10 protein-coding genes are annotated in these 12,998 nt (G+C 42.4%); 7 read left to right on the top strand and 3 right to left on the bottom strand.

Annotated features, from left to right (window positions below):
- Nucleotides 1–10 precede the first annotated feature (10 nt).
- The 6 genes from JEY82_RS06740 to JEY82_RS06715 all read left to right on the top strand — a co-directional run bounded on the left by JEY82_RS06740 (nucleotide 11) and on the right by JEY82_RS06715 (nucleotide 9,299).
- Entirely contained in the window at nucleotides 11–421 is a 411-nt protein-coding gene (locus JEY82_RS06740; protein WP_304084097.1) for a response regulator, read from the top strand.
- A 10-nt stretch (nucleotides 422–431) separates the two neighbouring features.
- Nucleotides 432–1,058 carry a LysE family translocator gene (locus tag JEY82_RS06735; RefSeq protein ID WP_304084095.1) on the top strand — a complete coding sequence of 209 codons (627 nt, stop codon included), beginning with the start codon at nucleotides 432–434 and terminating at the stop codon, nucleotides 1,056–1,058.
- A 293-nt stretch (nucleotides 1,059–1,351) separates the two neighbouring features.
- Nucleotides 1,352–1,609: a hypothetical protein gene (locus JEY82_RS06730; protein ID WP_304084092.1), complete on the top strand. Its 258-nt coding sequence runs from the start codon at nucleotides 1,352–1,354 to the stop codon at nucleotides 1,607–1,609.
- Nucleotides 1,610–1,746: 137 nt separating this feature from the next.
- Nucleotides 1,747–4,155, top strand: a complete 2,409-nt coding sequence (locus tag JEY82_RS06725) for a Cache 3/Cache 2 fusion domain-containing protein (protein ID WP_304084089.1) — start codon at nucleotides 1,747–1,749, stop codon at nucleotides 4,153–4,155.
- A 232-nt stretch (nucleotides 4,156–4,387) separates the two neighbouring features.
- Nucleotides 4,388–6,652, top strand: a complete 2,265-nt coding sequence (locus JEY82_RS06720; RefSeq protein WP_304084087.1) for a methyl-accepting chemotaxis protein — start codon at nucleotides 4,388–4,390, stop codon at nucleotides 6,650–6,652.
- A 157-nt stretch (nucleotides 6,653–6,809) separates the two neighbouring features.
- Nucleotides 6,810–9,299, top strand: a complete 2,490-nt coding sequence (locus JEY82_RS06715) for a plasma-membrane proton-efflux P-type ATPase (protein WP_304084085.1) — start codon at nucleotides 6,810–6,812, stop codon at nucleotides 9,297–9,299.
- Between the two features lie 62 nt (nucleotides 9,300–9,361).
- Here JEY82_RS06715 and JEY82_RS06710 read toward each other — a convergent pair whose 3' ends face one another.
- The gene (locus JEY82_RS06710; protein WP_304084083.1) at nucleotides 9,362–10,177 is read right to left on the bottom strand and encodes a metal ABC transporter permease; all 816 of its coding nucleotides are present in this window, start codon (nucleotides 10,175–10,177) and stop codon (nucleotides 9,362–9,364) included.
- On the bottom strand, nucleotides 10,170–10,994 hold the full coding sequence (locus tag JEY82_RS06705) for a metal ABC transporter ATP-binding protein (protein WP_304084081.1): 825 nt from the start codon (nucleotides 10,992–10,994) through the stop codon (nucleotides 10,170–10,172). Before JEY82_RS06705 ends, JEY82_RS06710 begins: the two co-directional genes overlap by 8 nt.
- Nucleotides 10,995–11,222: 228 nt before the next feature.
- Here JEY82_RS06705 and JEY82_RS06700 point away from each other — a divergent pair, with 228 nt between their 5' ends.
- On the top strand, nucleotides 11,223–12,242 hold the full coding sequence (locus JEY82_RS06700) for a low specificity L-threonine aldolase (RefSeq protein WP_304084078.1): 1,020 nt from the start codon (nucleotides 11,223–11,225) through the stop codon (nucleotides 12,240–12,242).
- Nucleotides 12,243–12,484: 242 nt separating this feature from the next.
- Here the strand turns inward: JEY82_RS06700 and JEY82_RS06695 are convergent, their stop codons facing one another.
- Nucleotides 12,485–12,838 (bottom strand): hypothetical protein, encoded by a 354-nt coding sequence (locus tag JEY82_RS06695; RefSeq protein ID WP_304084075.1) that lies wholly within the window; start codon nucleotides 12,836–12,838, stop codon nucleotides 12,485–12,487.
- Nucleotides 12,839–12,998 lie beyond the last annotated feature (160 nt).

Raw genomic sequence — 12,998 nt, 5'->3', positions numbered from 1 at the left:
AGTCAAAGATATGCGAACTCTGGTAGTAGAAGACAACAGTGCCTGCATGCTTTTTCTTCACAACATCCTCACTGAGATTAAGGGGATAAACAATGTTGAAGTTGACTGCGCAACTACCGGTGAAGAAGCTCTGCAAATGTTTACAGATGCCTGTTCATCAGACCGTCCATACAAGCTCATGTTTATGGATATTATCCTCCCCGGCATGGATGGTCTTCAGGCTTTAGAAAAAATCAGAGCGGTTGAAAACGAACTTGAACTCACAGATGATCAAAAAGTAAAAGCGATAATTACGACGGCCCTCGATGACAGCACCAAAGCTTCAAGGGCCTTTTTTCAAGGTGAAGCCATTTCGTACATGACGAAACCGACCACTCCTGAAAAAATTCACAAAGAACTCTCAAAATTCGGTTTCCTCTAAGGCATACAAAATGGATGGACTTACTTTAGCTTTTATTCCCATTGCGGCACTCCTGACTGTCACCCCCGGCTCTGACACAATGCTGGTGGTAAACAATACACTCACCCGCTCAACTTCTGACGGGCTTTGTACTGTGGCAGGAATAAATGCGGGACTAATTGTGCATGCCATGGCTTCAGCTTTCGGTCTATCCATGATTCTCATGAACTCGGCAACAGCTTTTGAATTCGTAAAACTGGCGGGAGCACTCTATATAATATATCTGGGAGTACAGTCTCTCAGACGCAGTCGTTCCTCCGAAGGAGAGCAATCCACAATAGTGCACAGTCAGAAAAGAAGCATTTCCGCTTCAATCAGAGAAGGCTTCCTTACTAATGTCCTGAATCCCAAGGTTGCGGTTTTCTATCTGGCCCTGTTACCACAGTTCATATCCCCTGCGGACAACCTCATTGAAAAATCTTTCCAGTTGATGATCATTCACCTCTGTATGGGAATATTATGGTTTAGTTTTATCACTCTTGCTCTAGGAAAAATGCGCCCCTTCATTTCCGGCAACAAGTTCAAAAAACGTCTTGAAGCTATATCAGGTGTGGTGTTCATCGCACTTGGACTCAAAATGGCTCTATCCAAAAATTAAGGAAAAATCCTTCAAAACTTTCTCCGATTGCCAATAACCACCACTCTTCATTCTGATTTGAATTATACATAAACAGTCCTCCCAAGTTAACGATAGATCCATGACTGTTACTTGCCTCCTTCGATCTCTGGTGATATCTTTTCACTATGAACAGTTTCTATACTACACACTTCTCTTCCGTTAAAAATAAACTTTTATTTACCGGAGCACTTATTTTTTTATGCGTACTATTCCTTATTCCGTACCAGGAAATAAGGACTGAAAGAATCAGAGCATTCGGAGAAAATAAAGCAGTGGGTATAGTTATTGAAAAAATCGACCGAAAAGTTGAACAACTTATTCGTTATCGTTTCATTGATCCTTTAGGACAAGCTCGAGAGCGTATTGCAAGCATTAATGACAAAAACTGGAAAAAACTATCCCCCGGAGATAACATTGTTGTATATTACGCAAAAGCAGCACCAAGAATTTCACGGGTGAAATATGAAAAAGAAAGCTCTATTGTTAAAATTTTATCAAAAATATCAAGAAGATCACATCCCCTGAACTAAACATTTAATAATTATATATTTACACAAACGATAGAATAAAATTTTGATATCAAGCGTTTATTAAAAATGTTATTTGCATGTGAGTTGTTTCGACAGAATAAACATAAAGTCCTTTAATTTTGGTTCAGGAGTAATACATGTTTAAGAAGTTATCATTTCAAGCAAAGTTGATGCTGGGATCCGTAGCAATCATTATGGCAACCATCATCTCCATGACGACTATTAATCTGTTTAAAGTTCAAGCGGCTTTAAACACATTAGGTGAAACGTCCATGGCATCCATCGCGGAAAGTGTTCATTCCATCATGGAAATGCAAAATGAAATTGTCTTGGACAAAGTTAAATCTGACATCGACATTATGGATAAAAAGATTTTCTCATTGGGTTTTCCTAAACTCAACAAACGCGCACCGCTAAAAAGAACCATTACAAACCAAGTAACGAAACAAAGCGAAAGCGTCAGCATACCCACGCTGGAATTTGGCGGGATGGGCATCAACGACAACTTTGATCTGGTTGATGATTTACAAAAAACTATCGGTGGGACAGCTACAGTCTTTCAGGTTTTACCGGACAAACTATTAAGGGTTTCCACCAATGTACTCAAAACTGACGGAAACCGCGCAACCGGAACATATATTCCCTCAAGCAGTCCAGTTTATCAGTCCGTAATGTCAGGCAAAACTTATTTTGGAATGGCTTACGTTGTAAACGCTTGGTATATCACAGCTTACAAACCTTTAGAAGATCTAAGAGGAAATATTGTCAGTGTAATATTCGTTGGCCGTAAAATAATAACTCCTGCATTCGAAAAGTCGGTAAACGCCGCCAATGTCGGAGGCAAAGGTTATGCAACCCTTTTCAATCAAAAAGGTAAAATCCTTCTCCACCCCACAATGACGGGTAAAAGTCTATCTGATCAGCCTTTCTGGAACGATTTTAAACAAACAACTACCGGACTTGTCAGCTACACGATGGACGGAACTGAAAAAGTTGCTTTCATATCCCTGTTCAAACCTTGGAAGTGGTCATTTGCATTCACAATGGATAAATCTGAAATGACTCACGGTGTAGATAGAGCCATTTTCATGACCAACTTAATAATTGCTGTAGTGGCCCTTGCTATATCGATTATTATTCTCATGATTCTCATTAAATATACTACCAAACCATTGCAAAACCTTTCTACTTTTACCGCAAAGGTCTCCCAAGGAGATTACGATTCTGAACTTGAATATGACGTTGACGATGTAGTCGGTCAAACCATTACTTCTGTTAAAAGCATGGTACTTGAACTCAAAAACAAGCTTGGTTTTTCAGGAGGGCTCCTGAACGGTTTGACCCTGCCTTGTATTGTCGTAGACCTTGATGAAAAAATAACCTTCATTAACCAGCACATACTTGATCAATTCGGATATTCTGGAGCATGTGATGAATACCTCGGCAAACCTGTACGCAATTTGCTGAAAAACAAGGACATCACCGATTCAATCACAAATTGCATCAGCAAAGATCAAAGTATTGCTGATATCGAAATATCCGCAACAACAGAGAATGGTAACCAGTTCTTTGCAATAATCGACACGGCTCCGCTGCATGACCTTGATCAGAAACTCATCGGCGCGTTCATGATTATGAATGATGTGACAACCATCAAAGAAAATGAGCAGACCATGAAAGCTCAAAGTGAAAAGGTTGCAGAAACTGCACGTGAAGCTGATGATATTTCCGATCAGCTTTCATCTGCAGCAGACGAACTGTCCGCACAGGTAGAACAATCTCGCAGAGGAGCGGAAACTCAGCAGGAAAGAGCAAGTGAAACCGCAACCGCCATGGAAGAAATGAACTCCACAGTTCTCGAAGTGGCACGAAATGCAGGCGAAGCTTCCGAGAATGCGAAGGCAACAAAAGACAAGGCTTTGGAAGGACAGAATTTAGTCGGTCAGGTTGTTATTTCCATCAAAGCGCTTGAGACTAATTCTGAAGAGCTGAGAACAAGCATGGAGCAACTCGGAGGACAGACAGAATCTATCGGAGCTGTAATGGGCGTCATTACAGACATTGCAGATCAGACTAACTTGCTCGCACTCAACGCCGCTATCGAAGCAGCCAGAGCCGGTGATGCAGGACGAGGATTCGCAGTTGTTGCAGATGAAGTTCGTAAGCTTGCCGAAAAGACTATGGATGCGACAAAACAAGTCGGGCAGGCAATCTCATCCATTCAAACCAGCACACGTAAAAACATCACTGCAACTGACACCGCCGTGGAATCACTTGTTGAATCGACTGACCTTGTTGGCAAATCAGGTAAAGCTCTCGATGAAATCGTTCATATGGTTGAAACTTCAGCAGATCAAATTCACGGAATAGCAACAGCCGCCGAACAACAATCCGCAACAAGTGAAGAAATCAACAGAGCTACTGAGGAAATCAATCAAATCTCAGCTGAGTCAGCTCAAGCAACTGAACAGTCGGCCGAGGCCATCACAGAGGTAGCCAAACTCGCTTCTCAGATTAAGACACTCATCAGGAATATGCAGTCTTAATTTAAAACTACATATAAAAAACCAAGGGCGAACTTTTACGAAGTTCGCCCTTTTTTTATAATATCCTTACCTACACTTAAAAAACGATTTGATAGTGACTTATTTTTTTAAATATAATATAAAAATGATAGAAACTTTTGTTATTCTCTCTATAATTTAGCCCTAAATTTTATATCAAAAAAAATCAATATTAATCACGAATCCCTATCACAGAAAGGAATTAGGAGAAATTATGAAAAAAGTATCCCCACTGCAATCCGTGGCTGTCAGAATTACAATTCTCATTGTGGGAGCCTTGCTGATTGAAGGAATATTTATTTCTTCATTCTTTAATTTTAATTTAGAAGGATTTATCGATAAACGTTCAAGTGAATATCGACGCGAAATAGAAACTGAAGAAAAAGGAAAACTAAAGGACTCAGTTGATCTGGCATACAGCGTAGTAAATTCATATTATGAACGCTCACAAGATATTGAAACATTAAAAAAACAGGAAATGGAATCTCTTAAACAAGTTGTGGACACTGTTGTTACCCAAGCTGAAGCATTATATGATAAATTTGATGGAATCCTGCCAAAAGAAATTCTTGAAGAACGGATTAAAAGCCTCGTTGATGCAGCAAGATACGACACAGACAACTATGTCTGGATTAACGATATAGAAAACCGCATGGTAGTCCACCCCAATAAATCTCTACTTGGAAAAGACTTATCGGACTTGAAAGATTCTAAAGGAATTTACTTCATCAAAGATATGACCCGCATCGCCGAAACAAAAGGAGAAGGGACAATTGCATATCATTGGGCCCGCCCGGGAGAAACCGAACCCAAGCTTAAAATTTCATATGTAAAAATACTGCCTAAGTTGGGTTGGATTATCGGAACAGGGGCATGGGTTGAAGATATCACCACTGAAATGAAAAAAGAAGCTCTCGCCCAAGTAGCAAAAATGAAACTCGGAACAGAGAAGTATTTCTGGGTTAATGATTCTGGACCGAAAATGATCATGCATCCGATGAAGCCAGCCTTGAACGGCAAAGACATTTCAGGAATAGCAGATGCCAAGGGTAAAAAGTTATTTGTTGAAATGGTCAAAACTGTTCAGCAAAACAACGGAGCAGGCTATGTATATTACTGGTGGAATAAACCGGGCACAGGTAAAGATGCGCCTAAATTGTCATATGTAAAACTTTTTGAACCATGGGGCTGGATTATAGGAATGGGCGTATATGTCGATAATATTGATGCCTCAGTGTTGAAACAGAAAGGTCAATTTGATGACACAATTCACTCAATTGAACAGAACTCTGCTTTATCCGCACTATTATTTATAATTATTGCGACTGTGATTTGTATCTACCTTATACGTAAAGGGCTAAACAAACCTCTGAATCGTCTTGTTGATTTTTCCAGTAAAGTTGCCGGTGGTGATTTAGAATCTTCACTCAAAGGTAAGTTTTCAGGAGAAATGGGAATCCTTAAGGATTCTCTAGAGCAGATGATTACCAGCCTCAAAACCAAAATAGGCGAAGCAAACCTACTCAGTGAACAAAGTAAAGAAGAAACACTCAAAGCACATGAAGCAAAAGCTGAAGCTGAAGTTGCCAAAGTTGCCGCAGAAAGCGCAAAAGCAGAAGGAATGCTCGAGGCGGCAGATATGCTTGAAGGCTTGGTTAACGATCTTTCATCGGCATCAGAAGAATTGTCAGCGCAAGTTGAGGAAGTCACACACGGTACCGACACCCAGCAACAACGCATCTCTGAAACAGCCGTTGCGATGGAAGAGATGAACGCCACTGTTCTCGAAGTCGCCCGTAATGCTTCAGAAGCGGCAGAAAGCGCTGATCAAACCAGACAGAATGCAGAATCAGGCTCTGCCATCGTTGATAATTCTGTAAACTCTATTCTTGCCGTTAACTCGCACTCGGAAACACTGAAAACAAATATGGATGAACTCGGCAAACAAGCCGAAGCCATCGGAACTGTTATGAACGTCATTACCGACATTGCGGACCAGACTAATCTGCTCGCACTTAACGCCGCAATTGAAGCCGCCCGCGCTGGTGATGCAGGACGAGGATTTGCGGTTGTTGCAGATGAAGTTCGCAAACTGGCAGAAAAAACAATGGAAGCCACTAAAGAAGTTGGGCTGGCTATCAACAATATTCAGGCTGGAGCAAATAAGAACATTGAAAGTGTTGAGAGTGCTGCCGTCGCCGTAGACAAGGCAACTGAATTTGCTAACGAGTCAAAACAGTCCCTTTCACAAATACTTGAACTGGTTCAATCCACTTCAGATCAGGTTCGCTCCATTGCAACGGCTTCCGAGGAACAATCTAATGCAAGTGAAGACATCAACCGAGCAATTGAAGATATCAAAGTTGTTTCATCCGAAACATCTGAAGGTATGCTCCAGGCCAATCAGGCTATAGGAGATCTGGCAAGGCTGGCTTCGGATCTGAAACATCTTATAGATAAACTCAGAGATAATGATTAATATCTTCCACCCGGTATAACAATTAAAACTCCCGGCCTTTGTATTAAGGCCGGGAGTTTTTTTATCTGCGATTGTATCACTCTCCGCTCCATGTTATGTATGAAATAAATAGAATTAATGCTCGTTCTATACTGCATCCTAACTCAAGGGGAGAACAATGGGTAAGCACGAATCTACTCAGGATATCAATAAAATATTTAAAGACTTAAACTCTAGTTCAAAAGGTTTAACCTCTCCCGAGGCTCGTATCCGCCTCGATAAATACGGTCAAAATGCTTTAAAGACGGAAACCGTCAGCCCGTTAAAAAAGCTTCTAAGCTATTTTTGGGGACCGATTCCCTGGATGATCGAAGCGGCGGCCCTGCTATCATTAATAGTGCAGGACTGGGTAGACTTTTCAATCATAATGGTACTTCTCATTTTCAACGCAGCAATCGGATTCTGGGAAGAAGCCAAAGCTTCTAACGCCCTTGATGCTCTGAAAAATCAAATGGCTCTGAAAGCAAGAGTTCAGCGAGATGGTCTTTGGAATGAAATTGACGCGACAAACCTTGTTCCCGGTGACATTGTCCGCATCAGATTAGGGGATGTAATTCCAGCAGATGTTGTTTTGACCGAAGGGGAATATCTCAGCGTCGACCAATCCGCACTTACAGGTGAATCATTACCGGTCAACAAGAAATCCGGTAATGAAGCTTTCTCAGGATCAGTTGCGAAACAGGGAGAAATGGAAGCTGTCGTCACTGCAACAGGTGCAGAAACATTTTTCGGACGCACTGCAAAACTTGTAGAAAGTGCCGGAACAGCCTCTCATTTCCAAAAAGCAGTCATGAAGGTCGGAGATTTTCTGATATTCGTCGCCATAGGTCTGGCAATGATTCTTGTTGTTACCGAGCTTCTACGCGGCGAACCGCTGATCAAACTCATTCAATTTGTACTCATTCTGGTTGTCGCCTCAATTCCGGTGGCAATGCCGGCGGTTCTGTCAGTCACCATGGCGCTCGGAGCTCTTTCCCTTTCCAAGAAAAAAGCAATTGTGTCCAAGTTACAAGCCATTGAAGAAATGGCTGGAATTGATATTCTATGCTCGGATAAAACCGGAACTCTGACTAAGAATCAGCTGGACCTCGGCGAACCTATTATTTTCTCTGCACCGGATAAAGACAATTTAATATTTATGGCCGCCCTTGCCTCAAAAGAAGAAAACGGTGACGCCATCGACCTTGCGGTTTTAAAAGGTATTGCGGATAAATCTATTTTCACAGGATACAAACAAACCTCCTTCTCCCCTTTTGATCCGATACGCAAAAGAACAGAAGGCTCCATCACCACAGAGAACTCTCAGTTCAAAGTAACAAAAGGAGCACCGCAAGTCATTCTTGACCTTGCAAAGATAACCGGACCAGATCGCGAAAGAGCTGATTCAGCAATTAACGATTTTGCGGCAAAAGGTTTCCGCTCGCTGGGAGTCGCCAAAAGCAATGAGACCGGAGGATGGGATTTTCTAGGTATTTTATCTCTGTTCGATCCACCTCGTGATGATTCAAAAGAAACCATTGCACAGGCCGTAAAACACGGCATTCAAGTTAAAATGGTTACTGGAGACGATACTGCTATCGGCAGAGAAACTGCGGGACAGCTCGGAATGGGAACCAATATGCACCCCGTTTCAGAATTGCTCGGCGAAAACGCAGATCCCGCGCACCTGACTTCAACTCAGTCCGAAATGATTGAACAAGCCGACGGCTTCGCACGGGTATTCCCTGAACATAAATATGCCATCGTAAAAGCGTTGCAGGAACGCGGACACATCGTAGCAATGACTGGAGACGGCGTTAATGACGCTCCCGCACTCAAACAGGCAGACGCAGGGATAGCGGTTTCAGGTGCGACCGATGCGGCCAGAGCCGCAGCAGATTTAATCCTCACCGAACCCGGTTTATCAGTCATTATTAAAGCAGTGGAAGAAGCGCGGAGAATCTTCGAACGCATGATGAGCTACACCATCTACCGCATCGCCATGACTATCGACATTATGGCATTCGTGGTTCTGGCTATGCTGGTCTTTGATTTCTACCCGCTCACAGCAGTCATGATCATCATGCTGGCACTGCTTGACGACATTCCGATTATGACCATTGCCTACGACAACACATGGCTTGATCCAAAGCCTGTCCGCTGGCAGATGGGCCGTGTCTTAGGAATTTCAAGCATTCTGGGTTTCCTTGCCGTTATTGAAACATTCGGAATGCTCTGGCTCGGACGGGATATATTTCATTATCCGGTTGAACAACTCCAGACCATGCTCTTCCTGCAACTAGTTGCAGGCGGACATCTTATGCTGTTCGTAACCCGCACCAAAAAAGCTTTCTGGAAATCTCCGTATCCCGCACCGAAATTATTCTGGGCCATTATCGGAACACAGCTTTTTGCAGCATTCATCTGCGGCATGGGATGGCTCGTACCCGCCATACCTTGGATTCATATTTTATGGGTCTGGGTCTATAATCTAGTATGGATGGTTGTGCAGGACATATTCAAACTGGCGGCTTACCGAATGATGGACAACAAAGCTGAACATAATCAGGGATTCATCAAAATAGCAAATGAACCAATCTTCAGCAGGTTCTCCCACCATAGAAAATAAACTGAAAAGCCGCGTTTCCATCAATCTGGAAACGCGGCTTTTTAAATTTATAATCACAATTTTTATGCAGCCGAACGCCCTTTGATCTTATTAAGTAAAAGAGAAAGAGCAAACCCCACGACACTTACTGCAATAATTGTTGCCCCTGAAGACACATCAAATTCATAAGATAACAACAATCCAGTCACGCAAAAAAACATACTGAGCAAGATTGAAAGAATCATCATTGTATGAAGTGAGGATGTTCTGCTTTCCGCTATCTGCGGAGGGATCGTCAAAAGCGCAATAACCAGAATAAGTCCGACAACACGGATTACCATAACTACGCTTAGAGCAATCAAAGCAAGCATCAAAAAATAAAGCAATGTGACAGGCACGCCTCTGGCGCGGGCAAAATCTTCATCAAAAGACATGGCCCAGAACCCTTTGTAACAAACAAAAACAACCGATAGCACAATCCCTGCCAGCACCGCCATCAGCACTAAATCAGAATTTGGAGTGGCAAGTATCCCCCCGAAAAGATAACTCATCAGATCGACATTATAGCCGGGGGTAATATCAAGCAGGATAATACCCAGAGCCATACCTCCCGCCCACATAACGCCTATGAAAGTATCAGCTCTATCTTTCACCCGCATGGTAACAAGCGCCATAAGCAACGCCGCGCACACGGCAAAAGCCGCTGTAACCGGAAGCATAGGAAGACCTAGAAAAAACGCTAAACCTACTCCGCCATACGAAGCATGAGCAATTCCTCCGGCAAGGAGCACTACTCTGTTAACAACAACAAGCGCCCCGATAATTCCGCAGATGATGGAAGCCAGCACTCCGGCGATCAAGGCATTCTGCATAAATTCGTAACTAAGTGACTCAATCATGCCAATCTCCTTCCGGCTTATCCTCAGATTCAGCATGAAATTCAAGAACCCTATGTGGAAGCTCTCCATGCGTAACAAGCTCAATGGGACATGATCCGCGCTCGGTTTCTCCGTAAGCTTCACTTAACAATTCGCGGGTTATTTTAGGCTGATCATGCATATGAACTTTTCTATTCACACATGCCACCGACTTAACCCCCTGTCCAAGAACAGATATATCATGGCTGACCATAATCACCGTCATCTCTTGATTCAATTCCCGAAGCAAACAGTACAAACTGTTTTTGCCAGCCTGATCAACGCTCGCCGTCGGTTCATCAAGTAATATAATTTGAGGTTCATCAACAATAGCGCGAGCAATAAACACACGCTGTTTCTGACCACCTGAAAGATCTGAAATTCTACGATTGATAAACGGGAGCATTCCCACACGATCAAGAGCTTTTTCTACCTCAGCAGAAGCATTACTGGCAAACCTTATACCGAAAACACCTTTAATACCGGGAGAAACTTTTCCCATAAGAACAGCATCGCGCACTGTAATCGGAAAACTTTCCGAAACAGATGTATACTGGGGCATATACCCTATCTGTCCGCCATGCTTCCCGGGCGCTTTTCCAAGAATCTCAACACAACCTTTCTTAGGCTTAAGCAGACCCAGCAAGAGCTTAAGCAATGTTGTCTTGCCTCCTCCGTTCGGGCCGAGCACAGCAAGATAATCGCCTTTTAAAATATCAAAACTCACGTCATCTATGACGTCATGAGGGCCATATCCGAAACTAACATTCGAAAAACTTATAACTTTTTCGGAGTTCATTGCAGTAAAAAACCTCCGGCAGACTCGATAACGAGCATATAATTAAACCGAAATTAAAACATACACATCCAATATAATGTCACAATAATCCTTTTTACAACAAAAACAACGACGTAACTTCTTTTTTATAATTAATAACAGATTAGCATGCTTGCGCCTTGATCGACAAATCGGTAAGTATTGGCAGCCAATAAGACCTACTTAATCAATTATTCGGAGACAAATAAAATGCGCGCATTTGCAAGTGATAACTATGCGGGAGTTCATCCTGTCATAATGGAAGCAATTATCAACGCTAATAGTGATGATATGAGTTCCTACGGTAATGATCCAATTTCAGAAGCAGCAAAAAATCTATTTTTAGAACATTTCGGAAAAGACGCAAAAGTGTTCTTCATGGGAACTGGAACAGCTACCAATACACTAATTCTTAAGCATATAACAACAAGCTGGAACAGTGTTATATGCGCCGACACGGCACATATAAATGTTGACGAATGCGGATCAGTCGAAGCTGTCGCCGGAGTTAAAATTATTCATGCCGAAGCCGTCAACGGTAAGATCAGTGTAGAATCAATCAAACCCCTCCTATTTGGTGAAAAAGATGTTCACCGAAGCCAGCCCGCCGTTATTTCAATAACTCAGAATACGGAACTGGGAACAGTTTATACACTGGCTGAAACTAAAGCTATTTGCGATTACGCACATGAAAAAGGTCTGCTGGTCCATATGGACGGAGCCAGACTTGCTAACGCAGCCGCAACGCTTGATGCCAGTTTTAAAGAAATGACCGTTGATTGCGGAGTTGATGTTCTTTCCTTCGGCGGCACTAAAAACGGATGCATGTGTGCTGAAGCTGCGGTCTTCATTAATCCTGAAATCGGTAAAAATTTTGAATTTGTCCGCAAGCAGGGCATGCAGCTTGTTTCTAAAATGCGTTATATAGGCGCACAGTTTAAAGCTCTGCTGACTGATGAACTGTGGCTTAAAAATGCACGCAGATCCAACGAACTCGCGGCTCTTCTCGCGCAAAAGGTTCAGGGAATCAGTGAAGTACAGATCACCCGTCCAGTCGAAACCAATGCTGTTTTTGCTATTATTCCTGCGCACTGCATCACGCAGTTGCAAGAAAAATTTCCTTTCTATGTATGGAATGAAGCCACCGGAGAAGTACGCTGGATGGCTTCATGGTCAACAACGGAAGAAGATATTGAGAACTTTGTCAGCGCGCTGAAAGAACTGATTTAATCGTATAAATTCAGACTCACCACAATCAGGATTTAAAAAAAAGCCTCTCACTCAAACAGTGGGAGGCTTTTTAATTTACCATTTGAAATACCACTTCAAAGCGACATCCCTCTTACAATTTGCCCCCTCTTTATTATGCTTTAATAACTTTAAAAAGTAATCATCTATATTAGAAACACAAAAAAACAGGGAGCAAAACCCCCTGTTAATCTATTTATACTTGCAAAAAGCTATAAAAATAACTACTGAATAGTCCCAAGATCAGTTTTCATATGCCAATGTTCTCTCGGTATAGGAATACAGAAACTGCGGGTAGCAACGTCGGCACAGAGGATCAACCCTTTTGAATCCTGATCCCAGAAAACTCTATCTATAAAAAAGGCTATCGCCTGAGAATCAGTCAGTTTTTCAGGTTGGCTGCCCGGAAGAAATCTTTGCATTACGACTGATGCGGCCTTTTTAAGAGTATTAACGGCTACTGTAGAAATGGCTACATCCTGAAAATCAAGTTCATGTAGAACTGAGCTTTCGCCAGCCATTACTTCAGCGATCTTTACCCGTTCTTCTGTAACGTCGGACTTAATAGAGTTGTTCATGGTCTGCCTCCTCATTGTGTTACGAGATGCAAGTACTCATTCACATGCAAAAGACGGTCCGAATGAAGCGTGTCTTTATTATAACCTGAATTCAACTCGCAAGTGCAACTCTAATGAACTTTGCATAAAGGATAAGCTGCGTTAACTTTACAGCTTCTCC

Origin of the sequence: Maridesulfovibrio ferrireducens, assembly GCF_016342405.1 — a bacterium.
GTDB lineage: Bacteria > Desulfobacterota > Desulfovibrionia > Desulfovibrionales > Desulfovibrionaceae > Maridesulfovibrio > Maridesulfovibrio ferrireducens_A.
The sequence above is the reverse complement of the archived record's forward strand: the minus strand, read 5'-3'. Positions and strand labels throughout refer to the sequence as shown.